We start from the raw sequence: 22,729 nt of genomic DNA on the forward strand, positions 1-22,729 counted from the left end.
GGAGTTGTCGATCTCTGCGTCCATCGGCATTGCCATGGCGCCCAACGACGGCGAGGATTTCGAGATCCTGCTGCAGCGCGCGGACACGGCCATGTACCGCTCCAAGGAGGAGGGGCGCAACACCTATCGCTTCTTTGACGACCGCATGAACGCGGAGTCGGTCGAGAAACTCTCCATGCGCAACGGCCTGCGCCGCGCCCTGGAGCTCAAGCAGTTCGTGCTGCACTATCAACCCCAGGTGGACCTGGCGACAGGGCGCGTGTTTGGCGCAGAAGCGTTGATTCGCTGGCAGCATCCCGAGTGGGGCCTGGTGCCGCCCGGCAAGTTCATCCCGGTGGCAGAAGACAGCGGCCTGATCGTGCCCATTGGCGATTGGGTGATCGAGGAAGCATGCCGGCAGGCCAAGGCCTGGATCGACAAGGGCTTTCCACCTTTGACGGTGGCGGTGAACCTGTCGGCGCTGCAGTTCAAGCGAGGCGAGGTCGAGCAGGTGGTGTCGCAGGCGCTGGCCCGTTCAGGGCTGCCAGCCAACCAGCTGGAGCTGGAGTTGACCGAATCCGTGCTGATCAGTGACGTGGAAAGTGTGGAGCGCAGGCTCAAGGCGCTGAAGGCCCTGGGCGTGAAGCTCGCGATCGACGACTTTGGAACGGGCTATTCCAGCCTGTCGTACCTGAAGCGTTTCTCGGTGGACAAGCTCAAGATCGATCAGAGCTTTGTGCGCGATCTGGAGCGCCATCCAGACGAAGTGGCCATCGTGCGCGCCATCATCCAGATGGCGGCGGGCCTGGGCTTGAGCAGCATTGCTGAGGGTGTGGAGACCCTGGGCATGATGCAGAACCTGCGGGCGCTGGGGTGTGATGAAGGGCAAGGCTACTGGTTTGCCAAGCCCATGCCGACTGCCGCGTTCGAAGACTGGTTGACCCAGACGCTCGACCACGGCACCCTGGCACGGGTCACGGAAGTGGCGTGACCCGCAGCGGCCTCAAGAGAGGCTGGGATCAGGCCTTCTTGGCGTAGCCCGAGCACCAGCCCTTGCCATTGACCTGCTTGCCGGCAAGCAGCGGGCAGCCGCCCCAGGCGTCACCGGCCTTGCCCTGGAAAAACTGGCAGTTGCCACAAACGGCACCAGCCTTGTAGGTGGGGTACTTCTTGGCGTCCACCTTGGTGGCGTCGTGCTTGTAACCCAGGCCAACGGCTGCGGGGTCTTTTTCATCGGCCTTGGCTGCATCGGCGGCACGGGCGCTGCCCATCACCGACAGGGCGGCGGCGGCGGGGACGATGGTCATCATGAATTGGCGACGGCTGGTCATGGGTGTGTGCTCCATTTGAGTGGGGAAAAAATGCCTGAATCCACTTTGACTCATTTTCGACCTGCTTCTGCGGTTTGGACGTTGTCACAATGACGCAAAGCTAGTTCAATTTGAGTTCAGTCAAGATTCGAGGTGTTGCATGTCCGAAGAACCGAGATCAAAGGCTGAGGATGCCCTTGTGCCCAGCTACCGCAGCAGCGCTGCGGCTCGCATGGTCAATATACCGGTGGCCACATTGCGGGTATGGGAGCGACGTTATCAGGTCGTTGGGCCAACGCAAACGCCCTCCGGGCAGCGCCTGTATTCCAGCCAGGATGTGCGTCGCCTGGTGCTGATCAAGCAACTGGTGAACCGCGGTCATGGCATCGGCATGCTGGCCCGGATGGACACGGCCGCCTTGCAGGATCTGATGGACGAGGCTGATCAGACCGAGAGCGTGTTGAACGGTGCCGTCGCGCCAGTGGAGCGGGTGCGCTCGGACGAGGCCGGCAGGCACCACGAGTCCATTCGCGTGCTGCTCGTCGGCAAGGACGCCGCGTTGCGCTGGCAGGACCACCTGCATTCGTTCAAGGATGATGGCGTGCTTGTGGTCAAGGCCATCGACGGCAGCCCGGCATCCGAGTTGTCGCTGCGTGGCGTGGTGGCCGATCTGGTGCTGGCGGATCTGCCAGCCTTGCACATGGAGACGGTGGACTGGCTGGTGCGCTTGCAGCGTCTGGTGGGCGCCAGGCAGATCCTGACGGTGTACGGCTTTGCCAGCAGCCAGGTTACGGGTGCCTTGCATGCACGTGGGGCCATCCTTCATCGCGCCCCTGTGGCTGCGCCTGAGTTGATGCAGTCGCTCATGGATGCGGTCAGGGGCTGGCGCAGCGTGGCGCGCGGTTTGCGGCACGTTCCTGATCCGGCCCCTTCACCCAGATTCGACAGCGCCTTGTTGGCCGGTCTGGTGCAGTCCATGCCGCGTGTGGCTTGCGAATGCCCGCAGCACCTGGCCCATCTGGTGACCCTGCTGGGGCAGTTCGAGTCCTACAGCGCCGATTGCGAAAGCCGCGAACCCGCCGACGTGGCCTTGCACGCCTATCTTTACCGCGTGGCGGGACATGCCCGCGCCTTGATGGAAGAGGCCCTGATCACGGTGGCGCAGGCCGAAGGCATCCCGGTGCCGGACAAGGCTCAAGCCACAGCCTGAGCGCCTGAGGCTTCTTCATCGTCGGCTTCTTCACCCAGGAAGCCACCGCTTTGATGGGCCCACAAGCGCGCGTACAGGCCACCTTGGGCCAGCAGCGTGGCGTGGTCGCCTTCTTCCACGATGCGGCCCTTGTCGAGCACGATGAGCCGGTCCATGGCTGCGATGGTGGACAGGCGGTGCGCGATGGCCACCACGGTCTTGCCCTCCATCAGCCTGTACAGGCTGGCCTGGATCGCCGCTTCCACTTCGGAGTCCAGTGCGCTGGTGGCTTCATCGAGCAGGAGGATGGGCGCGTCCTTGAGCATCACGCGGGCAATCGCGATGCGCTGGCGCTGGCCGCCTGAGAGCTTCACGCCGCGTTCACCCACGTGGGCGTCATAGGCCGTACGGCCCTTGGGGTCGGACAGCGTCTGGATGAACTCGTGTGCCTCGGCCTTGGTGGCCGCTTCGATCATGTCGGCATCGGTGGCGTCTGGGCGGCCGTACAGGATGTTGTCACGCACGGATCGGTGCAGCAGCGAGGTGTCCTGCGTGACCATGCCGATCTGTGCGCGCAGGCTGTCTTGCCTGACGCGGCTGATGTCCTGGCCGTCGATCAGCAACTGGCCGCCCTCCACGTCATAAAAGCGCAGCAGCAGGTTGACGATGGTGGACTTGCCTGCGCCGGAGCGCCCCACCAGGCCGATCTTTTCACCGGGCTGGATGTGCAGGTTCAGGCCATCGATCACGGCGCGCTCGCCACCATAGGCAAAGCGCACGTTCTGAAAGCGGATGTCGCCTTGCTGCACCTGCAGCGGCCTGGCCTGCGGCTGATCCAGCACTGTGTGCGGGCGTGACAGGGTGGTGATGCCGTCCTGGATGGTGCCGATGTGCTCGAACAGCATGGCCACTTCCCACATCATCCAGTGCGAGATGCCATTGAGGCGCAGGGCCATGGCCGTGGCAGCCGCCACCGCGCCGATGCCGACCTGCCCATGGCTCCACAGCCACAGTGCCAGCCCGGTCGTGGACAGGATGAGCAGCATGCTCAGCGAATGGTTGATGACTTCGAAGCCGCTGACCAGACGCATCTGGCCGTACACGGTCTTCATGAAGTCCTTCATGGCCGAGCGCGCGTAGTGGGCTTCGCGGTTGGCGTGCGAGAACAGCTTGACCGTGGCGATGTTGGTGTAGGCATCGGTGATGCGCCCGGTCATCGTGGATCGGGCATCGGCCTGTTCCTTGGACTTGCGCGCCAGGCGGGGCACGAAGTAGCTCACCGAAATCACGTACAGCGTCAGCCAGCCCAGGAAGGGCATGATGAGCCACAGGTCGAAGCGGCCAACCACCACCGTCATGGTGACGAAGTAGATGGCCACGAAGACCAGGATGTCGGCCACGATGAAGCAGGTGTCGCGCACGGCAATCGCCGTCTGCATGACCTTGGTGGCCACGCGCCCGGCGAACTCGTCCTGGTAGAAGCCCATGCTCTGGTTGAGCATGAGGCGGTGGAAGTTCCAGCGCATCTTCATGGGGAAGTTGCCGGCCAGTGTCTGGTGCTTGATCACGGTCTGCAGCAGCACGGCCAAGGGGCTGGCCAGCAGGATGGCGGCCAGCATGAGCAGCTTGTCGCGTGATTGCGTCCACAACTCGGCGGGGGGAACCTGGCTGAGCCAGTCCACCACGCTGCCCAACATGTTGAACAGCAAGGCCTCGAAGGCGCCGATGGCAGCCGTGAGCGTGGTCATGCCCAGGATGAAACGGCGCTGGCCACGCGTGCCCTCCCAGACGAAGGCAAAGAAGCCCTTGGGGGGCACCGCAGGCGGCGTTTCAGGATAGGGATCGATCAGTCGTTCAAACCAGCTCAGCACGGGCAAAGGCTCCACCAGGGCGCAAAACGCCCAAGCGTACCGTGTTTGTGGCCCGCGCGTGTGGCGCCACTACTTTGTGGCGCAGGCGGGTTCGCGGATTGCAGCGGGTTGGCTGGACAAAGCCGCTTGTTCGACCGTCGGCTTGCGGCCGGATTCGGCCACGAAGTGCAGCAACTGGCGCGCCTGCTCGTTGCCGATGGTGGCCTCGGCCAGCAGGAAGCCACCCACCTCGCCGATGCCCACGACCAGATCGGCGCCCGCGGCCTCGATGTACATGCGCTGGCTGGGGTCCAGCAGTTCCGCGATGATGCGGGCGTCACGATTGGCCTTGCGGGCGACCATGCAGTTGATGGCCGTCAACGCGTCCGCATTCTGCTTTTCGGCGTAGTTGGCCAGCACCACGATGGTGGCAGCATCCGGCAGGCAGGCACGGTCGATGGCCTCGCCGCGTATCGGGTAGCTGGCACGCGTGAACATCAACAGCGGGTCGTCAATCGGCTTGTGATCCAGGTCGGCCATGACCAGGATGGGGGCGTGCTCGAACTGCGGCTCGCTGCGCAGGGTGCGGATGATCTGGGGCCCCTTGAGGTTCCAGCCGACGATGACCACGTGTTGGTTCAGCTTGTGCATTTTCAACCCCATGTCTTCCTTGACCTTGCGCTCGATGAGGACGGCCGCCGCCAGCGCGCAGAGCAAGGCGGTCAACAGCTTGGAGAGAATCAGGGCGATGCCCACCACGACCCGTCCGGGCGTGGTGATGGGCTGAACGGCGGAATCACCGGAGGTCGTCATGGTGACGAGCAGGCCGTAGAAGGCCTCGCCGAAGGAGTGCACCTTCGCGCTGTGGCCGGCTTCGAAGTAGTACACAAGCGCCGCACCCACCACCCACATCAGCATGAACATGCCGGTCAGTTCCGCGATGAAGCGGTAGCGGGCTACCGCCATCAGGCGCATGAACAGGGCCAGGAGACTGGTCCGAGAGGTCACCATGGGCGGCCCTCCTTCGCAAGACTTCGTTGAAAACCAGTCTACGCCCGCTCGATCATTTGTGGGTGCGGGCTAATGAGGATGCGAAGGCGCCTGGCGTGAAGTCTTCAATAGATTTCGGGGACGATCATGCTCTGAGGCACGGGTTGGCGAATGTAGTCTTCGCGGCGCACGCGCGGCGGCAGGGCCACCGGCTCGTGTTCGATCTCGTGATACGGCATCTGTTGCAGCAGGTGGTGCATGCAGTTCAGGCGCGATCGCTTCTTGTCCACGGCCTGGACGACCCACCAGGGCGCCTCGGGAATGTGCGTGCGCTCCAGCATGACTTCCTTGGCGCGGGTGTAGTCCTCCCAGCGTCGGCGGCTTTCCAGGTCCATGGGGCTGAGCTTCCATTGCTTGAGCGGGTCCTGGATGCGGGCAATGAAGCGGGCTTCCTGTTCGTCGTCCGACACCGAGAACCAGTACTTGAACAGCTTGATGCCGCTGCGTACCAGCATCTTCTCGAACTCGGGGACGGAGCGGAAGAACTCCTCGAGCTCGTCGTCCGAGCAAAAGCCCATCACGCGCTCGACGCCCGCGCGGTTGTACCAGCTGCGATCGAACAGCACGATCTCGCCGGCGGCCGGCAGGTGAGCCACATAGCGCTGGAAGTACCACTGGGTCTTTTCGCGGTCGTTGGGGGCCGGCAAGGCGGCCACGCGGCACACGCGCGGGTTCAGGCGTTGCGTGATGCGCTTGATGGCACCGCCCTTGCCGGCTGCATCACGGCCTTCAAACAGCACGACCACACGCGCGCCGGTGTGCACCACCCAGTCCTGCAGTTTGACCAGTTCACCTTGCAGGCGAAACAGTTCGCGAAAGTACATGCGGCGGGTTTCGCGCGCTTCGGCGCTGAGCCCTTGCAGTTCACCGCCCAGCAGGCGGTCGTCGATTTCCATCTCCAGCTCTTCGTCGTAGCTGTCGATCACATCATCTTGCAGGCGACGCAACAGATCCTGGTCAATGGGGGGCGTGGGGCGGGACATGGTGCAAATCCGGTTCATGAAAACACAAACCGAAGACGCTGCCAGTCTTTCGTGTCAGTTTGATGATGAGGCCGACCGCGCCACTCGGGTATGTGGGCGCGAGGGCATCAGGCGTTCGTCAGGATCTCTTCTGGTGAGGTGCGTTCCGACCAGCTCTGATCGGCCGCGGCGCCAATGATGTGGCGGCCACTGCCCTGCGTGGCTCGGCATCGCTCGAATCCCGGCAAGGTCACCACATCCGGTGCATTGGGATCACAGCTGCGCTTGACCACCACGGCCTGGTGGCCGGTGGCGAGTTCCACCAGACAGCCGGGCGGATACAGACCCAGCTCGCGGATGATGGTGGCGCCGAAGTAACCGGCGCTGCGCTGGCGGAAGATCTCGGCAGCCGCGCGCGGTGTGGGCATGCCGGTGCGGCCAATGCGTGGGCTGATCTTGGCGCCAAACACATCGCAGGTGCGAATGGCGTCGGCCAGTTGATGCAAGTCGGTCAGGCCCTGCGGATAGCCTTTGCCATCGGGTTGCTCATGATGCTGGGCCACGGCAATCAGCCACTCTTCATCTCGCACACCCAGCTCCTGCAGCATCTTCCAGCTGGTCAGCGGGTGCGTGTCGATGGCTTCGCGTTGTGCGGTGCTCAGGGGGGCGTGCTGCATGGCCAGGTCGATCTGCAGATTGGTGATCGACAGGTTCATGGTCAGGCCGGCTTTCACGGCACTGGCGGTGCGTTTGTCGCCCCAGTCCTTGCGTTGCCCGACCAGGGCCAGCAGCATGGCCGTGTGCATGGCGTGCAGCACGCTGTAGCGGTGCATCTTGTCGGGGTTGGGGTAGACCATGTGGAAGATGCCGATATCCGGCGCCTGCCGAATCAGGGACATCACCGTGCCGGCGCAGACCGTGATGTCACCCAGAAAATCAGGGCAGGTCTTTGGCGTCAGCAGCAGGGGCATGAGGTCGTCGGCCAGAGCTTGCCATTGCTGCCACAGTGCAACGAGCTTGTTGCTGACGGCCGGTGGCACGGCGTCCTGTGTGCCGAAGGGAGGGACTTCATCAAGGACTGCGAAGGAGCTGGCCTGCATGGGGTCTCACCTGTGTCAATGCCGGGGATCTGTGGAACACACCTTACGACAGCTGTTCCATGCTGGACAGGGGGATACTGGCTACAAAGCGTGACGGCCTGTGAACGACCGCACGCGAATCCGGCAAATCCTGCAAATCGTGCAGCGCAGCACGAGTTTGATGGGGGTAGATGGATTTCTGTACATCTGTGCACATAATCGCGACCTGTCGCATTTTTTCGGGGACGATCCGTCCCACCCTGTCATGCTTCATCGGATTTCGTCCTTCCTCAAGGGTGCGTTTGCCAGCATCGTGCTGGTCGTCAACATCGTGGTGGCCTTCTCGCTGGTCTTTCCTCTGGCGCTTGTCAAGCTGGTGCTGCCATTCCGCTTCGTGCGGCTGGTGATCGACTTCATCCTGGCCAACATCGCCGAGACCTGGATCGCCGTCAACAGCAAGTGGATGGCGGCGGTGGGGCGTACGCGCTGGCATCTCCAGGGGCTCGACAAGTTCACCTACAAGGGCTGGTATCTGGTCAGCAGCAACCACCAGAGTTGGGTGGACATCCTGGTGCTGCAGAAGATCTTCAACCGCAAGATCCCCCTGCTGAAGTTCTTCATCAAGCAGGAGTTGATCTACGTGCCCCTGATGGGCCTGGCCTGGTGGGCGCTGGACTTCCCCTTCATGAAACGCAAGGGCGGTGCCAGTGCCAGGAAGGATCTGGAAACGGCGCGCAAGGCTTGCGAGAAGTACAAGGTGATCCCCACGTCGGTGATCAGTTTCATGGAGGGCACGCGTTATACGCCGTCCAAGGCGCAGGAGCAGAAGACGCCTTACAAGCACCTGCTCAAGGCCAAGACCGGTGGCGTGGGCATGGCCCTGGAGACCATGGGTGAGCTGTTCAACTGCATGCTGGACGTGACCATCGTCTATCCCAAGGGTGTGCCCACTTTCGTGGACCTGCTGACAGGCCGGATTGACGATGTGATCGTGTCCGTACGCCAGGTCGAGATCCCCAAGGACGTGCTGGTCAACGAGAACGGCGATCCGCCGTCTCGCGCTCATTTGCAGCAATGGATCAATGGCATCTGGGAAGCCAAGGACCTGGAAATCGATCAGCTCACGGCTGACTTCAAGGCTGGGAAGCTGAAGTAGTCGACGGAGAGCTGGCCGCGGCCTTGATCAGCGGTTGGCGCAGCCGCTCGAACTCGGCCGGCGCCACGTATTGCAGGAGCTCCTTGCCTTCGGTGTCCAGGGCCAGATCCAGGCCCTTGGCGGGGTAGAGGAAGTGCTCCAGGTGCCCGTTGCTGCGCACGCGCTCGGCAGGTTGGCCGAAGCGGGCGATGATGGTGTCGGCATCCAGATTGGCTTGAGGGATGAAGCTCAAGGCCACGATGGGGGCCCTCATGGCGGCCTGCAGATCAGCTGGCGTGAGCGTGTATTTGCGCGTTGTGCTTTCCATGAACTCGGCCTTGATCGCGCGTTCACGCATGGCCCGGATGTCCGCCTTGTCCAGATGAGCCGTGATCACGATCTTGCCGGTGATGAAGCCGGCACTGGCCGGGTCCACGAAGGCCTCCAGCAGGCCATCTTCACCGGGCGCTGCGATGATGGCGATCTGCGTGTTCTCGCCCCACAGCTTTTGTGCGTCGCCCAGCGTGCTGGCGATGCCTGCCGGGCCCAGCGTCAGGCCCATGACCTTGCTGGCGCCGTTGGGCAGAGCGTCGACCTGCCAGGGCAGGCCGCTGGGTTTGACGGGCGTTTGGCTGGCATCGCCCGGCGTGAAGATGTCATGCCCCATCACGATCAAGGTGCCCAGTGCAAAGGATGCTGCCACCAGGCCACTGATGATCCATACTTTTTTCATGTCTTGTAGCTTTGGTCGGTTCGGTCGAGTTTGCGGATGAGGGCTGGCCACACAAAGGCGCCGCCCATGCCGTCAGTCTGTACCTTCATGGCGTGCGCGACGCCTTGCAGGATCAGCGGGTTGACCTCGGTCAATGCTGCGCCGCCGGATTGTGCAGCCAACTGGATCTGGCAGGTGGATTCGAAGATGTACATGCTCAGGAAGGCGTCCGCAATCGTGCGGCCCACGGTCAGCAGGCCGTGGTTGCGCAGCATGAGGAAGTTCTTGTCGCCCAGATCGGCTTGCAGGCGGGGCTTTTCTTCCTCGCGGAAGGCCACGCCTTCATACTCGTGATACGCCAGCGAGGCCAGCACAAAGGTGCTTTGCTGCGAGATGGGCAGCACGCCGTTCTTTTGCGCCGAGACGCCGACACCGGCACGCGTGTGCGTGTGCAGCACGCAGCCGGCATCATCTCGCACGGCATGCACCGCGCTGTGGATGGTGAAGCCGGCCGGGTTGACGAAGAAGGGCGAGTCGCTGAGCTTGTTGCAGTTCTGGTCGACCTTGACCAGGCTGGAGGCCGTGATCTCGTCGAACATCAGGCCATAGGGGTTGATGAGGAAGGCGTGTTCGGGGCCGGGGATGCGCGCCGAGATGTGCGTGAACACCAGATCGCTCCAGCCATACAGCGCCACCAGTCGGTAGGCCGCGGCCAGATCCACACGCAGTTGCCATTCTTCGGGGCTGACCTTGTCCTTCAGGGATGGGATGTCCATGCTTGTCTCCTCAGGGGTTGTTGAAACTGAAACGACCGGGCATGACGTCGGGCGTCACGCGAACGTGTGCTGATGGTGCTGGCGCAGCAGGTTCTTCTGCACCTTGCCCATGGCATTGCGCGGCAGGTCATCCACCATGAACACGCGCTTGGGCACCTTGAAGCCGGCGATCGTGTCCTTGAGCGTGCGGATGACGTCGGCTTCTTGCAGTGCATGGCCGGCCTGCGCTACGATCACGGCCACCACGCCCTCACCGAAGTCCGGGTGCGGCACGCCGATCACGGCAGATTCGATCACGCCGGGCAGTTTGTCAATGTGGCTTTCGATCTCGGCCGGGTAGACATTGAAGCCGCCCGTGATGATGAGGTCCTTGGCGCGGCCGGAGAGGTGCACGTAGCCTTGCTCATCCATGTGGCCCACGTCGCCGGTTCGGAACCAGCCGTCTGCCGTGAAGGACTCGGCGGTCTTGTCGGGCATGCCCAGGTAGCCGCCAAACACATTGGGGCCTTTGACCTCGACCTGGCCGATGTGGCCGGCCTCGAGTTCAACACCCTGGTCATCGACGATGCGCACACACACGCCCGGCAAGGGCTGGCCCACGCTGCCAGGCAATCGGGCGCCGTCCACCGGACGGCAGGGGTTGGAGCACAGCATGCCGGTCTCGCTCATGCCGTAGCGCTCCAGGATGGTCTGGCCGGTGCGTTGGGCAAAGGCCTCGTGCGTGGCCATCAGCATGGGTGCCGAGCCACTCACGAACAGGCGCATGTGCAGCGTGGCATCGGGCGTGAGGCCGCTGTCTTGCAGCAGGCGCACATACATGGTGGGCACGCCCATGAACAAGGTGGCGCGCGGGCTGTGTGTATCGGTCATTCCGCGCAGCACGCTGGCGGGGTCGAACTTGCCCAGCCAGCGCATGGGTGTGCCTGACAGCAAGGCGCAATGGCAGGCCACGAACAGGCCGTGGATGTGGAAGATGGGCAGGGCGTGGATCAGGCAGTCGTCATGGCGCCAGTCCCAGTAGCGCACCAGGGTGCGGGCATTGCTCAGCAGGTTGCCATGGCTGAGCATGGCGCCTTTGCTGCGGCCCGTGGTGCCGGAGGTGTAGAGGATGGCGGCCAGGTCATCGGTGTGGCGCACGGCGGGCTCGTGCACGTCTTCCTGATGGGCGGCGTGCGCCAGCAGGCTGCCCGTGCGGTCGTCTCCCAGGGTGAAGAGGTGCTCGACATGGCCATGTGCGGCCACCGGGATCACCCATTCCTGATCGGCGGGGCGGCACACCAGCACGGCTGGCCTGGCGTCACCGACGAAGTATTCGAGCTCGGTGGCGCGGTAGGCGGGGTTGAGCGGCAGGAAGACGCAGCCGGCACGCAGCGTGGCGAGATACAGCAGCAGCGCTTCAACGGACTTGTCCACATGCGCAGCCACCACGGGCGGGCGGCCCTCCACGCCCTGCAGATGCAGGCCGTCGAGCAGATTGGCCAGCATGGCCGTGGCACGTTCCAGGTCCTGCCAGGTGTAGGCCAGGCCGGTGTCGGTCAGGATGGCGGTGTCTTGCTGCGTGGCAGGCCAGGCAGCGCGCAGGGCGGTAAACAGGTTCATGGCTTGAGGGCGTGTCGTGGTGGGTGCACTGGATGGCGCCACCCGATACGGTAACTCAAGCCGCGTCGTTTGCCGCGCGCAGCGGGGTGGTGGCAGTGGCTTCCATCTGCATCAGCTCGGCGTGGTAGAGCTGCACGCGGTTGCGGCCATGGCGTTTGGCGGCGTACAGAGCCGCGTCGGCATGGGCCAGCATGCCGTCCACATCGAGGTGATTGGCGTTCCACTGCACGGCACCGATCGACACGGTGGCATAGATGGGGCGGCCGCCGACGTGAATGGGCGTCTCGTCCAGGGTGTGGCGAATCCGCTCCAGCGCAATGAGCGCTTCGTTCAAGGGCGTGTTGGTCAGCAGCACGGCGAACTCTTCGCCACCCACGCGGGCCGGGGTGTCCGTGTCGCGAAGTGACGCACGCAGGATCTCGGAGAAGGCGTTGAGCACGGCGTCACCCGCGGCATGGCCATGCGTGTCGTTGATGTGCTTGAAGTGATCCAGATCGAGCAGGGCCACGGTCATGGGGGTGCCATAGCGGCGGGTCTGCACCAGGCTGGTCTCGGCGATGTCGAAGAAGTGGCGGCGGTTGGCCAGGCCGGTCAAGGCATCGCGTGTCGCCAGGCGCAGCAGTTCCTGCTCGGCGTTGACGCGGGCCACTTCCTGATCCCGCGCATGGAAGAGGGTGCCCAGCGTGACAACGAGCGGCTCGAGCAATTGCACCATCTGCTCGTCGAAGCCGTCCGGGCGGTTGCCCAGCGCGATCATGCCCAGCACCTTGTTGTCAAAGCGGATGGGCATGCCCAGGAAGTTGCGCAGCTGTGGGTGGCCGTTGGGCGTGCCCTGGCTGGCATGGTGGGTGCCGGGCTCATTGGTCAGCACGATGGTGTTGTGCGTCACCACATGGCCAAACAGGTTGTCGAGCTGGTGGAACTGCATGCCTTCGGCACGGCGCTCGTAATGCCCAGGGCGAGCCTTGCTGCTGCGCCAGTCCAGATCGGAGATGGTGGGCACGTTCAGGTAGGGCTGGCCACGCTCGTTGTGCTGCACGATGCCGATGAAGCCGAAGGCGCTGTCGCTGATGCGCAGCAAAGGTTCGAACAAGGCCTCGCAGGCATCCTGCACATTGCGGTTGAGCAGGAAGCTGGTTTGGGCCTGGTTGAGCAGGTTGAGCAACTGGCGCTGTCGGTTGCGCAGGGATTCCTGTTGCTTGCTCTCGGTGATGTCGATCAAGGTGCCCACGATGCGGCGTGGCCGCCCGTTGTCTTCACGCTCGACGGCGCGGCCATGGCTTTGCACCCAGACGTAGTGACCACGCTTGTGGCGGATGCGGTACTCGAGTGCGACCACGTCCATGGCCGGGTTGCGGTAGTCCGACGCTGCGCGGTCGATGCTGACGCGGTCATGCGGGTGGACGAGGTCCAGCCAACTGTGGTTGTTGTGCTCGACCTCATCCTCGCGGTAGCCCATCATGCTGGCCGCGCGTGCGTTGATGAGCAACTCCTGCGTCTGGTTGTTGACGTCCCAGGTGCCGATGCGGGCTGATTCGAGCGCGAGGTAGAGCCGTTCTTTTGTGGCCTCGATGGAGGACTCCAGTTGCTTCTGGCGCGTCAGGTCGAACAGGTAGCTGCGGATGCGTTCGAGCTCGCCGGCCTCGTTGTAATCGGCCTTGTTGACCTGGTGGACCCAGCGTGTGCCGCGCGGAGAAGGGCGCAGGCGGTAGCTGATTTCCAGCTGGGGCAGGCAGCCTTGATGGTGGCTGCTGAGGCTGCTGCGCATGGCCTCCTGATCTTCCGGGTGGACGATGTCGATGTAAGGCTGCTCGTTGCGCAACTCGTCGGACAGGCGCTTGCCGATGATGTCGTGCAGGTTGTCCGACAGGTAGACGGGGTGCGGTGGGATCCGGTTGTCCCACACCACCGTGCCCACGGGCCCGGACGAGAAGAGCGTGTGCGCCTGCTGCACCTGCAGCCGTGCCTGACGCAGGCGGATCTGGTCATGCACGATCTCACTGAAGCGGATCAGCTGCTGCAGTTTTCGTTCATCGAAATCGGGGCGGGGGCGCTGGTCCATCACGCACAAGGTGCCCACCACCTGGTCTTCACCGAACACCAGGGGTACACCGGCGTAGAAGCGCATGGGTGGCAGGCGACGCACGACCAGGTCGTTGTCGGCGAAGCGGTCGTCAAGGCGCAGGTCGTGAGCCATGATGGCCTTCCTGCCATGCACCACGTGGCTGCAAAAGCTCAGTTCACGCGGCCACTGGTTGCCGTCGGTGCCGTGATGCGCGGCGAACCACAGGCGCTCTTCATCCACCAGCGAGACGAGGCAGATGGGCACGTCCAGCACGCTGGCCGCCAATGCCGTGATCCGGTTGAGTTCCTGGTCGCCTTCCAGATCCAGCAGATTGAGATCTCGCAGGGCCGCCAGTCTGAGGTTTTCATCTGGCGGAATCGGGGCAGCGGGCATTCACAGGGCTCCAGCAACTCGGCAATCAACACTCCCGTGTCGGCTGTTTTTCTCGATGGGCCGATCACTTGAAGCAGCGATGTTACGCACAAAGTTGTGTCTGTGGGTTGGGATATTTACGTGCGCCAAATGCGGATTTGACCGAGCACGCCAGGCGGCTTTACATCACGAAACGTAAAGGCGCATGGTGGGGCTTGAACTTGCTGCGACCGACCTGATCTCAAGGTGTCAACACCTGGAGGGTGCATATGCGCATGACTCGATACTGGATGACAGGTTGCATGGCGCTGATCCTGCTCGTGGCCGGGCGCTGGCCTCAGCGCGACGAACTGGAAGAAGACAGGCAGGGGTACGGGTCTCGTATCACGATGACCAGCAAATACGGTGCAGACGAAACGGCTCGCCAGATCGAGCGTTCGGTTCGTCGCAGTGGTTTGCCTGTGTTGCTGAAGACCGCTGTGACGCCACCCGGCGGCGCGCCCGATCAGGGCGAAGCCCGCGTGCTGGTGTTGGGCGACGAGGGCGGCCAGACACCCATGCGTCAGGCAGAGGGGCAGGCCCTGCCCGAGCTGCCCTGGACCGTGCTGATACGCGCCTTGCCTGATGGCCGGACGGAGGTGTCGTTGACGGACCCCTCCGGCGTGGCGCCGCCGGAAGGTGTGTCAGACCAGACCTTGCGCATGGTGACGGCCCTGCCTGAGCTGGTCAGGGCGGCCATCACCTGATGCGTGCGTGGTCTGGTGGGCGGGCTCAGACGTTGATGGCCTGAGCCGAGCCCGCCCGCTTGCGCAACTCGAACTTCTGGATCTTGCCGGTGGAGGTCTTGGGGACCTCGCCGAACACCACCGCGCGCGGGATCTTGAAGCCGGCCAGATGCAGCCTGCAATGCGCGATGATGTCTTCGGCCGTGACTTGTGCGCCGGCCTTCAGTTCGATGAAGGCGCAAGGGGTTTCGCCCCACTTCTCGTCGGGCTTGGCCACCACGGCTGCGGCCATCACGGCGGGGTGGCGGTAGAGCACGTCTTCCACTTCAATGGAAGAGATGTTCTCGCCACCCGAGATGATGATGTCCTTGCTGCGGTCCTTGATTTTGACGTAGCCGTCGGGGTACATCACGGCCAGGTCTCCGGTGTGGAACCAGCCGCCCTTGAAGGCCTCCTGCGTGGCCTTGGGGTTCTTCAGGTAGCCCTTCATGGTGATGTTGCCGCGGAACATGATCTCGCCCATGGTTTCGCCGTCGGCGGGCACGGGCTGCATGGTCATCGGGTCCATCACGGTCACGCTGCGCTGCAGGTGGTAGTTCACGCCCTGGCGTGCGTTCAGGCGTGCGCGCTCGCCCACATCCATCTGGTCCCACTCTTCGTGCTTGACGCACACGGCAGCCGGCCCGTAGATCTCGGTCAGGCCATACACGTGAGTCAGATCGAAGCCCAGTTGCTCCATGCCTTCGATCATCGCTGCAGGCGGTGCGGCGCCCGCCACCATGGCCTTGACCTGGTGCGTGATGCCTTGCTTGAGGTCGGCAGGGGCAGCCACCAGCGCGGCATGCACGATGGGGGCGCCACAGTAGTGGCTCACCTTGTGGGCGCGGATGGCATCGAAGATGGCTTTGGGATCGACGCGGCGCAGGCACACGTTGACGGCAGCGCGTGCGGCTACCGTCCAGGGGAAGCACCAGCCATTGCAGTGGAACATGGGCAGCGTCCACAGGTAGGTGGCGTGCTTGGGCATGTCCCATTCGAGGATGTTGGAGACGGCGTTCATCGCCGCGCCGCGGTGGTGGTAGACCACGCCCTTGGGGTTGCCGGTGGTGCCGGATGTGTAGTTCAGGCTGATGGCCTGCCACTCGTCGGCGGGCATCTGCCAGTCGAAGTGGGCGTCGCCGCTGGCGACCAGTTCGTCGTAGCTGAGGCTGCCGATGCGTTCGGTCTTGCCTGTGTAGAGCGCGTCTTCGGTGTCGATCACCAGGATGTCGCGTTGCGTCTGGCGCAAAGCCAGGGCCTTGGCGATCACGGCGCTGAACTCCGGGTCCACGATGATGGCCTTGGCTTCGCCGTGGTCCAGCATGAAGGCCAGGGCTTCAGGGTCGAGTCGGGTGTTCAGGGTGTTGAGCACCGCGCCTGCCATGGGGATGCCGAAGTGGGCTTCGACCATGGGCGGGGTATTGGGCAGCATCACGGCAACGGTGTCGCCCAGGCCGATGCCGCGTTGGGCGAGGGCGCTGGCCAATTGGCGGCAGCGGCTGTAGGTCTCGCCCCAGGTCTGGCGCAGTTCACCGTGAATGATGGCCAGCTTGTTGGGGTAGACAGTGGCCGTGCGCTCGATGAAGGACAGGGGCGTGAAGGCGGTGAAGTTGGCTTCGGTTCGTGGCAGGTCTTGCTCGAAGATGTGGGTCATGCAGGTCTCCTTGTGGGAGCCGACATCCTGCCGCAGAAAACCCGACCTTCAAACAGGGATAGTCATGGATTTGCGTGTTTTGCGGGAATTACGTACTGCCTGATCAGGCAGATTCGGACGGCGCTTCGGGCACCACCTTGATGCGGGCGCCTTGCACGCTCACCACCTGACCGGCCCGGATCTTGGCTGTCTTGCGCAGTTCATCCTGCCCGTCTACCTGCACGCGGCCCTCGGCCACCATGGTCTTGGCTCGCCCGCCGCTGTCGGCCAGGCTGCAGGCCTTGAGCAGTTTGTCCAGGGTGATGAATTCGCCGCGAAGCTCGAAGGTGATTTGTTGAAGTGGCGCCATGAGACAGGAATCAGGGTTGATGCGTAAGCCGCGGGAGTGTGAACGCTTGCACAGTCAGTGCACAATCGCGGGATTGTGGGCCGCTGTGTATTCAGATACCGTGCAGCCCGTGCCCGACGCCCTGGCAGGCCTCGGTGTTCAAGGTCTCTATTGTCCCCGTTTGGGGCTGCTCCACTGACACATGAAGAAAACTGATCTGGTAAAAAATCTGGGCCTGAAGATCAAAGGCCAGATGCAAAAGGCCGCGGTTCCTGGTCGTTTCGCGCAAGGGTCCACCGCCTTGCCAGATCGTCGCGAGCAGCGCAAGATGGATCAAGCCGCCGGTTTGCTGCCCTTTGCCGTGAAGCTGCACATTGATCTGGCGCGCCAGTTGCGTGAGATGGCCGAGCGCGAAGGCGTGAACCTCAATGCCCTGGTTGACCGCCTGATTCGTGCAGGTCTGGGTGGCGCTGCCGCCATCCCTGCCGAGCAGCCCAAGGTCGAGAAGGCACCCGCCCGGAAGCCGGCTGCGGTGAAGAAGGTAGCGATCAAGACGGCTCCCGTTCAAAAGGCCGTGGCCGTGAAGGCTGTTGAAGACAAGAAGCAGGCTCCTGCCAGGAAGGCGGTGGCCACCAAAGCCCCAGCGAAGAAGGCGGCCGCCAAGAAAGCCACCGCTCAACAAGTCGCCAAAAAGGCTGTCAAAACCAAGGCCTGAGTGCCGGCTGACCTGATCGATGGAGACAAGCATGAACCGACCCAATATGCACATCGTTGACCCCCACACCGGCGAATCCAACCCTGCTGACATTCAGCGGGTGTTCGAGTCGCAACTCGCCACGGCAACTGCCTGGCGTGAATCGACCGTCGCCGAGCGCATCGCCCGCTTGAAGAAGCTGCGCGATGCCATGATGGCCCGACGTGAAGCGTTCTACAACGCCTTCCAGCTGGACTACCGCAAGCCTGCGTCCGAAGTGGAGGCCACCGAGTTCATGCCCGTTCTGGATGAGATTCGCCATGCGATCTCTCATCTGAAGAAGTGGGCCACGCCCAAGCGCGTGTGGCCCACGATGGCCACCATGTTCACGCAGAGCTGGATCGAGTACCAGCCGCGTGGCCGTTGCCTGATCGTCGCGCCCTGGAACTTCCCGCTCAACCTGTGCTTCGGCCCGCTGGTGTCGGCCCTGGCCGCCGGCAACACGGTCATCCTCAAGCCTTCTGAAATGACGCCCGCCGTCAGCGCCGTGATGGCCGAGGTGATCGCCGAGATCTTCCCGAGCAATGAAGTGGCCCTGTTCGAAGGCGCCTTGCAGACGTCGCAAGCCCTGCTGGAACTGCCCTTCGACCACATCTTCTTCACGGGCTCGCCTGCCGTGGGCAAGGTCGTGATGGCAGCGGCCGCCAAGCACCTGACCAGCGTCACGCTGGAGCTGGGTGGCAAGTCGCCCGTGATCGTTGATGAGTCGGCCGACCTGAAGCTGTCGGCCCAGACCCTGCTGTGGGGCAAGTTCACCAACTGCGGCCAGATCTGCGTGGCACCGGACCACCTGTATGTGCACGAGTCGGTCAAGGACCGTTTCGTGGCGGCCTGCCGTGAAGTGATCGCCGAGCGCTTTGGTGCCACGCCCGAAGCCCAGCGCAAGAGCCCTGACTTCACCCGCGTGATCAACCAGCGCCACACCCAGCGTATTGCCGGCCTGCTGCAGGACGCCAAGGACAAGGGCGCCAAGGTGCTGATCGGTGGCGATGTGGACATCCCCGGCTGCTACATCTCGCCCACGCTGATCGAACAGGCCCCGGCCAACGCCAGCATCATGTCGGAAGAAATCTTCGGCCCGGTGCTGCCCGTGATCACCTACCGCGACATCAGTGAAGTGGTGCGCCAGATCAACGCGGCGCCCAAGCCCCTGGCCCTGTACATCTTCAGCAAGAACAAGGCGCGCATGCGTCAGATCCTGGCCCAGACCAGCTCCGGCGGCGTGGCCATCAACCACGTGGTGCTGCACTACGCCCACGGCAACCTGCCGTTCGGTGGCGTGAACAACTCCGGTATCGGCAGCGCCCACGGCGAGTTCGGCTTCAAGGCCTTCTCGCATGAGCGCGCCGTGCTGAAGTCCGGTCCGGTGCTGATGGCCAAGATGTTCTTCCCGCCGTACACGGGCCTGAAGCAGAAGATGATCCGCTGGACAGTGGATTCCCTGCGTCTGCCATCGCTGTTCTGACCGATAATCCGCACGCCTGATCATCTCAGCCCGCCTACATGGCGGGCTTTTTGCATGTCGCGAAGCTCGTGGATACCTTCATTCAACAACTGATCAACGGCCTGGTGCTGGGCAGCATGTATGCCCTGGTGGCGCTGGGCTACACCATGGTCTACGGGATCATCAACCTGATCAACTTCGCCCACGGCGAGGTACTCATGGTCGGGGCCCTGGTGAGCTGGACGGTCGTCACCCATCTGGCCGACAGTGGCCTGCCGGGCTGGGCCGTGCTGGCGATTTCGCTGGTGGTGGCGATGCTGGCCTGCATGGCCTTGAATTACCTGATCGAGAAGCTGGCCTACCGGCCGCTTCGCAACGCACCGCGCCTGGCGCCGCTGATCACCGCCATGGGCATGTCGCTGCTGCTGCAGACCCTCGCCATGATCATCTGGAAGCCCGACTACAAGCCGTACCCGATCCTGCTGCCTGATGAGCCCTACGAGATCCTGGGCGCTTCGATCAACATGGTGCAGATCCTCATCCTGGGCGTGACGGCGGTGACGCTGGCTGGCCTGATGTTCCTGATCAACGGCACGAAACTGGGCCGGGCCATGCGCGCCACGGCCGAGAACCCGCGTGTGGCGCAACTGATGGGGGTGCAGCCCGACAAAGTCATTTCGGCGACATTCATCATCGGTGCCGCCCTGGCGGCCCTGGCCGGTGTGATGTGGGCGGCCAACTATGGCTCGGTGCAGCACACCATGGGTTTTCTGCCTGGCCTGAAGGCCTTCACGGCCGCCGTGTTTGGCGGCATCGGCAACCTGGGGGGGGCCATGGTGGGTGGCATCCTGCTGGGCGTGATCGAAGCCATGGGCGCCGGCTATATCGGCGACTTGACAGGGGGCGTGCTGGGCAGCAACTACCAGGACATCTTTGCCTTCACCGTGCTGATTCTGGTGCTGACCTTGCGGCCTCAAGGCCTGCTGGGTGAACGCGTGGCCGATCGCGCTTGAGGGGGGGAGCAAGATGAAGAACCGTCTGCAAACCTTCCTGATCAGCGCCGTGGCCCTGGCTGTGTTGCCACTGCTGTTGCAAGGCTTCGGCGAAGCCTGGGTGCGCATTGTTGACACGGCCTTGCTCTACATCCTGCTGGCACTGGGGCTCAACATCGTGGTGGGCTTTGCTGGCCTGCTGGACCTGGGCTACATCGCCTTCTATGCGGTGGGCGCCTACATGTTCGCCTTGCTGGCTTCGCCGCACCTGACCGAGAACATCCCGGCCATTGCGGCGATGTTCCCAGATGGGCTGCACACCCCCATCTGGCTTGCGATTCCGATCGCGGCAGGCGTGTCGGCCCTGGCCGGTGTGCTGCTGGGCGCACCCACCCTCAAGCTGCGTGGCGACTACCTCGCCATCGTCACGCTGGGCTTTGGCGAAATCATCCGTGTGTTCATGAATAACCTGGATGCACCCGTCAACATCACCAACGGCCCCAAAGGCATCAACAGCATCGACCCCATCAGCGTGGGAGGCGTGAGCCTGGGGCAGCCCTGGCATGTGGCGGGGCTGACTTTGCCGCCCGTCACGCTGCACTACTACCTGTTCCTGTTGATCGTGGTGGTGGCTGTGATCATGTGCCTGCGGTTGCATGATTCGCGATTGGGGCGCGCCTGGATGGCCATCCGTGAAGACGAGATCGCCGCCAAGGCCATGGGCCTGAACACACGCAACCTCAAGCTGCTGGCCTTTGGGCTGGGTGCCACTTTTGGTGGCGTGTCTGGCGTGCTGTTTGCCAGCTTCCAGGGTTTTGTCTCGCCTGAGTCCTTCAGCCTGCAGGAGTCGGTGCTGGTGGTGGCCATGGTGGTGCTGGGTGGCCTGGGGCACATCCCCGGCGTCATCCTGGGTGCTTTCCTGCTGGCGGCCTTGCCCGAGGTGCTGCGCCATGTGGCGGGGCCCTTGCAAGCCATGACGGGCGGGCGGCTCGATGCGGCCATCCTGCGGCAGTTGCTGGTGGCCCTGGCCATGATCGGCATCATGCTGATGCGCCCGCGTGGCTTGTGGCCTTCGCCGCGCCATGAAGACCGCCTCATCCCTGATGAAGATGCACAAGGAGGTCGCGCATGAGTGCTGCCACCTTGTTGACTGTGGCGGGCGTGTCCAAGCGCTTTGGCGGCGTGCAGGCCTTGAGCGATGTGGGCCTGAGCATCACCGCGGGCCATGTGCATGGCCTGATCGGCCCCAATGGCGCGGGCAAGACCACCTTCTTCAACGTGATCACGGGCCTGGTGCCTTCTGATCAAGGCCGCTTCGAGCTGGCGGGCAAGGCCTACAAGCCCACGGCCGTGCACAAGGTGGCGCAGGCGGGTATCGCGCGCACCTTCCAGAACATCCGCCTGTTTGCCGACATGAGCGCGCTCGACAACGTGCGTGTGGGCCGCCACGTGCGGACCAAGGTCGGCTGGTGGCAGGCGCTGTTGCGTACCAAGGCCTTCACGCATGAAGAAGGTTTGATCACGCGTGACGCCATGGCGCTGCTCGAGTTCGTGGGCCTGGCTGGCAAGGCCAACCAGACCGCTCGCACGCTTAGCTACGGCGACCAACGCCGCCTGGAGATCGCGCGTGCACTGGCCACCGAGCCCAAGTTGCTGGCGCTCGATGAACCCGCTGCGGGCATGAACGCGACCGAGAAGCTGCAATTGCGCGAGCTGATCGAGCGCATTCGCCAGCAAGGCCGTTCCGTGCTGCTGATCGAACACGATGTGAAACTGGTCATGGGCCTGTGCGATCACGTGACCGTGCTGGACCAGGGCAAGCTGATCGCATCCGGCTTGCCGGACCAGGTGCAGCGTGATCCGGCCGTGATCGCCGCCTATCTGGGCAGCGGCCACCAGCCCACTGCCTGAGCCGATCACCATGACGCCTCACACGACATCTTCCAACATGACCGATGCATCGCCTGTTGATACGCGGGGCACGCAGACACCCTTGCTGGCCATCCGCCAGTTGAGCGTCGCTTATGGCGGCATCAAGGCCGTCAAGAACCTGAACCTCGAGCTGCATGAGGGTGAACTCGTCAGCCTCATCGGCGCCAATGGCGCCGGCAAGACGACTACGCTCAAGGCCATCTGCGGCCTGCTCGCACCGCAAGCTGGCGAGGTGCGGTACCAGGGCCGCAGCATCAAGGGGCAGGGCGCCTGGGATCTGGTCTCGCAAGGCCTGGTCATGGTGCCGGAAGGCCGCGGCATTTTCACGCGCATGAGCATCGACGAGAACCTGCGCATGGGCGCTTACCTGCGCAAGGACAAGGCCCAGATCGAGGCCGATACCGAGTCGGTCTACCAACGCTTCCCGCGCTTGAAAGAGCGCCACAAGCAACTGGCCGGCACCTTGTCGGGCGGTGAGCAGCAGATGCTGGCCATGGGCCGGGCGCTGCTGGCGCGCCCCAGGCTGCTGCTGCTGGACGAGCCTTCGATGGGCTTGTCACCCATCATGGTCGACAAGATTTTCGAGGTAGTGCAGGACGTGGCCAGGCAGGGTGTCACGGTGCTGCTGGTCGAGCAGAACGCCCACCGTGCACTGGAGATGGCCGATCGCGCTTATGTGCTGGATTCGGGGGAAGTGGCCTTGTCAGGCGCTGCCAGCGAACTGCTGGGTAATCCGCAGGTGCAGGCGGCGTATCTGGGAGCCTGATGGTCAGTAGTCGGCCA

The 22,729-nt window shown here is 63.5% G+C and carries 21 protein-coding genes; 10 read left to right on the plus strand and 11 right to left on the minus strand.

The window, feature by feature from the left end:
* A partial coding sequence (locus tag VFW93_RS05610) for a GGDEF domain-containing phosphodiesterase (RefSeq protein WP_329693006.1) occupies nucleotides 1-970 on the plus strand: 970 nt, incomplete at its 5' end.
* A gap of 28 nt (nucleotides 971-998) precedes the next feature.
* On the opposite strand, the gene VFW93_RS05615 is transcribed toward VFW93_RS05610, so the two are convergent.
* The gene (locus VFW93_RS05615; RefSeq protein WP_329693007.1) at nucleotides 999-1,310 is read right to left on the minus strand and encodes a high-potential iron-sulfur protein; all 312 of its coding nucleotides are present in this window, start codon (nucleotides 1,308-1,310) and stop codon (nucleotides 999-1,001) included.
* Between the two features lie 139 nt (nucleotides 1,311-1,449).
* Here VFW93_RS05615 and VFW93_RS05620 point away from each other — a divergent pair, with 139 nt between their 5' ends.
* Nucleotides 1,450-2,499 carry a MerR family transcriptional regulator gene (locus tag VFW93_RS05620; protein ID WP_329693008.1) on the plus strand — a complete coding sequence of 350 codons (1,050 nt, stop codon included), beginning with the start codon at nucleotides 1,450-1,452 and terminating at the stop codon, nucleotides 2,497-2,499.
* On the opposite strand, the gene VFW93_RS05625 is transcribed toward VFW93_RS05620, so the two are convergent.
* The 4 genes from VFW93_RS05625 to VFW93_RS05640 all read right to left on the minus strand — a co-directional run bounded on the left by VFW93_RS05625 (nucleotide 2,484) and on the right by VFW93_RS05640 (nucleotide 7,440).
* Complete coding sequence (locus VFW93_RS05625) at nucleotides 2,484-4,349, minus strand: ABC transporter ATP-binding protein (protein ID WP_329693009.1); 1,866 nt, start codon at nucleotides 4,347-4,349, stop codon at nucleotides 2,484-2,486. The genes VFW93_RS05620 and VFW93_RS05625 overlap by 16 nt on opposite strands.
* Before the next feature lie 69 nt (nucleotides 4,350-4,418).
* Nucleotides 4,419-5,339, minus strand: a complete 921-nt coding sequence (locus VFW93_RS05630; protein WP_329693010.1) for an ion channel — start codon at nucleotides 5,337-5,339, stop codon at nucleotides 4,419-4,421.
* A gap of 104 nt (nucleotides 5,340-5,443) precedes the next feature.
* Entirely contained in the window at nucleotides 5,444-6,361 is a 918-nt protein-coding gene (gene ppk2 / locus VFW93_RS05635; RefSeq protein WP_329693011.1) for a polyphosphate kinase 2, read from the minus strand.
* Between the two features lie 107 nt (nucleotides 6,362-6,468).
* On the minus strand, nucleotides 6,469-7,440 hold the full coding sequence (locus VFW93_RS05640; protein ID WP_329693012.1) for an HD-GYP domain-containing protein: 972 nt from the start codon (nucleotides 7,438-7,440) through the stop codon (nucleotides 6,469-6,471).
* A 244-nt stretch (nucleotides 7,441-7,684) separates the two neighbouring features.
* Between VFW93_RS05640 and VFW93_RS05645 the strand changes: the two genes are divergently transcribed.
* Nucleotides 7,685-8,575: an acyltransferase gene (locus VFW93_RS05645; RefSeq protein WP_329693013.1), complete on the plus strand. Its 891-nt coding sequence runs from the start codon at nucleotides 7,685-7,687 to the stop codon at nucleotides 8,573-8,575.
* Here the strand turns inward: VFW93_RS05645 and VFW93_RS05650 are convergent.
* Genes VFW93_RS05650 through VFW93_RS05665 form a run of 4 tightly spaced genes read right to left on the minus strand, consistent with a single transcriptional unit; the run spans nucleotide 8,553 to nucleotide 14,099 of the window.
* Nucleotides 8,553-9,287, minus strand: coding sequence for a hypothetical protein (locus VFW93_RS05650; RefSeq protein WP_329693014.1), 735 nt, complete (start codon nucleotides 9,285-9,287; stop codon nucleotides 8,553-8,555). The genes VFW93_RS05645 and VFW93_RS05650 overlap by 23 nt on opposite strands.
* The gene (locus VFW93_RS05655; RefSeq protein WP_329693015.1) at nucleotides 9,284-10,042 is read right to left on the minus strand and encodes a class II aldolase/adducin family protein; all 759 of its coding nucleotides are present in this window, start codon (nucleotides 10,040-10,042) and stop codon (nucleotides 9,284-9,286) included. Before VFW93_RS05655 ends, VFW93_RS05650 begins: the two co-directional genes overlap by 4 nt.
* Nucleotides 10,043-10,096: 54 nt before the next feature.
* Entirely contained in the window at nucleotides 10,097-11,641 is a 1,545-nt protein-coding gene (locus VFW93_RS05660) for a malonyl-CoA synthase (protein ID WP_329693016.1), read from the minus strand.
* A 55-nt stretch (nucleotides 11,642-11,696) separates the two neighbouring features.
* Complete coding sequence (locus VFW93_RS05665; protein WP_329693017.1) at nucleotides 11,697-14,099, minus strand: diguanylate cyclase; 2,403 nt, start codon at nucleotides 14,097-14,099, stop codon at nucleotides 11,697-11,699.
* A 248-nt stretch (nucleotides 14,100-14,347) separates the two neighbouring features.
* Here VFW93_RS05665 and VFW93_RS05670 point away from each other — a divergent pair, with 248 nt between their 5' ends.
* Entirely contained in the window at nucleotides 14,348-14,824 is a 477-nt protein-coding gene (locus VFW93_RS05670) for a hypothetical protein (RefSeq protein ID WP_329693018.1), read from the plus strand.
* A 25-nt stretch (nucleotides 14,825-14,849) separates the two neighbouring features.
* On the opposite strand, the gene VFW93_RS05675 is transcribed toward VFW93_RS05670, so the two are convergent.
* Nucleotides 14,850-16,496: an acyl-CoA synthetase gene (locus VFW93_RS05675; protein WP_329693019.1), complete on the minus strand. Its 1,647-nt coding sequence runs from the start codon at nucleotides 16,494-16,496 to the stop codon at nucleotides 14,850-14,852.
* 103 nt (nucleotides 16,497-16,599) lie between these two features.
* Nucleotides 16,600-16,845, minus strand: coding sequence for an RNA-binding S4 domain-containing protein (locus tag VFW93_RS05680; RefSeq protein ID WP_329693020.1), 246 nt, complete (start codon nucleotides 16,843-16,845; stop codon nucleotides 16,600-16,602).
* 181 nt (nucleotides 16,846-17,026) lie between these two features.
* Here VFW93_RS05680 and VFW93_RS05685 point away from each other — a divergent pair, with 181 nt between their 5' ends.
* The 6 genes from VFW93_RS05685 (at nucleotide 17,027) to VFW93_RS05710 (ending at nucleotide 22,712) form a co-directional block, all read left to right on the plus strand.
* Nucleotides 17,027-17,539 carry a hypothetical protein gene (locus tag VFW93_RS05685; protein WP_329693021.1) on the plus strand — a complete coding sequence of 171 codons (513 nt, stop codon included), beginning with the start codon at nucleotides 17,027-17,029 and terminating at the stop codon, nucleotides 17,537-17,539.
* 31 nt (nucleotides 17,540-17,570) lie between these two features.
* Entirely contained in the window at nucleotides 17,571-19,043 is a 1,473-nt protein-coding gene (locus tag VFW93_RS05690; protein ID WP_329693022.1) for an aldehyde dehydrogenase family protein, read from the plus strand.
* 68 nt (nucleotides 19,044-19,111) lie between these two features.
* Complete coding sequence (locus tag VFW93_RS05695; protein ID WP_329693023.1) at nucleotides 19,112-20,035, plus strand: branched-chain amino acid ABC transporter permease; 924 nt, start codon at nucleotides 19,112-19,114, stop codon at nucleotides 20,033-20,035.
* Between the two features lie 13 nt (nucleotides 20,036-20,048).
* A complete protein-coding gene (locus VFW93_RS05700) occupies nucleotides 20,049-21,146 on the plus strand; it encodes a branched-chain amino acid ABC transporter permease (protein ID WP_329693024.1) in 1,098 nt (365 codons plus the stop codon).
* Nucleotides 21,143-21,925 carry an ABC transporter ATP-binding protein gene (locus VFW93_RS05705; RefSeq protein WP_329693025.1) on the plus strand — a complete coding sequence of 261 codons (783 nt, stop codon included), beginning with the start codon at nucleotides 21,143-21,145 and terminating at the stop codon, nucleotides 21,923-21,925. Before VFW93_RS05700 ends, VFW93_RS05705 begins: the two co-directional genes overlap by 4 nt.
* Before the next feature lie 37 nt (nucleotides 21,926-21,962).
* Nucleotides 21,963-22,712 carry an ABC transporter ATP-binding protein gene (locus tag VFW93_RS05710; RefSeq protein WP_329693026.1) on the plus strand — a complete coding sequence of 250 codons (750 nt, stop codon included), beginning with the start codon at nucleotides 21,963-21,965 and terminating at the stop codon, nucleotides 22,710-22,712.
* Nucleotides 22,713-22,729: the final 17 nt, after the last annotated feature.

The organism is Aquabacterium sp., assembly GCF_036279675.1.
In the GTDB taxonomy this organism is placed as follows: Bacteria; Pseudomonadota; Gammaproteobacteria; order Burkholderiales; family Burkholderiaceae_C; genus Aquabacterium.

What these genes read in the sequence shown, in the direction of transcription:
- VFW93_RS05640 (WP_329693012.1), bottom strand. Translation starts at nt 7,440, where the DNA reads ATGCAGGCCAGCTCCTTCGCAGTCCTTGATGAAGTCCCTCCCTTCGGC.
- VFW93_RS05710 (WP_329693026.1), top strand. Translation starts at nt 21,963, where the DNA reads ATGACCGATGCATCGCCTGTTGATACGCGGGGCACGCAGACACCCTTG.
- VFW93_RS05665 (WP_329693017.1), bottom strand. Translation starts at nt 14,099, where the DNA reads ATGCCCGCTGCCCCGATTCCGCCAGATGAAAACCTCAGACTGGCGGCC.
- VFW93_RS05620 (WP_329693008.1), top strand. Translation starts at nt 1,450, where the DNA reads ATGTCCGAAGAACCGAGATCAAAGGCTGAGGATGCCCTTGTGCCCAGC.
- ppk2 (WP_329693011.1), bottom strand. Translation starts at nt 6,361, where the DNA reads ATGTCCCGCCCCACGCCCCCCATTGACCAGGATCTGTTGCGTCGCCTG.
- VFW93_RS05655 (WP_329693015.1), bottom strand. Translation starts at nt 10,042, where the DNA reads ATGGACATCCCATCCCTGAAGGACAAGGTCAGCCCCGAAGAATGGCAA.
- VFW93_RS05690 (WP_329693022.1), top strand. Translation starts at nt 17,571, where the DNA reads ATGAACCGACCCAATATGCACATCGTTGACCCCCACACCGGCGAATCC.
- VFW93_RS05650 (WP_329693014.1), bottom strand. Translation starts at nt 9,287, where the DNA reads ATGAAAAAAGTATGGATCATCAGTGGCCTGGTGGCAGCATCCTTTGCA.
- VFW93_RS05630 (WP_329693010.1), bottom strand. Translation starts at nt 5,339, where the DNA reads ATGGTGACCTCTCGGACCAGTCTCCTGGCCCTGTTCATGCGCCTGATG.
- VFW93_RS05680 (WP_329693020.1), bottom strand. Translation starts at nt 16,845, where the DNA reads ATGGCGCCACTTCAACAAATCACCTTCGAGCTTCGCGGCGAATTCATC.
- VFW93_RS05670 (WP_329693018.1), top strand. Translation starts at nt 14,348, where the DNA reads ATGCGCATGACTCGATACTGGATGACAGGTTGCATGGCGCTGATCCTG.
- VFW93_RS05700 (WP_329693024.1), top strand. Translation starts at nt 20,049, where the DNA reads ATGAAGAACCGTCTGCAAACCTTCCTGATCAGCGCCGTGGCCCTGGCT.
- VFW93_RS05705 (WP_329693025.1), top strand. Translation starts at nt 21,143, where the DNA reads ATGAGTGCTGCCACCTTGTTGACTGTGGCGGGCGTGTCCAAGCGCTTT.
- VFW93_RS05660 (WP_329693016.1), bottom strand. Translation starts at nt 11,641, where the DNA reads ATGAACCTGTTTACCGCCCTGCGCGCTGCCTGGCCTGCCACGCAGCAA.
- VFW93_RS05615 (WP_329693007.1), bottom strand. Translation starts at nt 1,310, where the DNA reads ATGACCAGCCGTCGCCAATTCATGATGACCATCGTCCCCGCCGCCGCC.
- VFW93_RS05645 (WP_329693013.1), top strand. Translation starts at nt 7,685, where the DNA reads ATGCTTCATCGGATTTCGTCCTTCCTCAAGGGTGCGTTTGCCAGCATC.
- VFW93_RS05685 (WP_329693021.1), top strand. Translation starts at nt 17,027, where the DNA reads ATGAAGAAAACTGATCTGGTAAAAAATCTGGGCCTGAAGATCAAAGGC.
- VFW93_RS05675 (WP_329693019.1), bottom strand. Translation starts at nt 16,496, where the DNA reads ATGACCCACATCTTCGAGCAAGACCTGCCACGAACCGAAGCCAACTTC.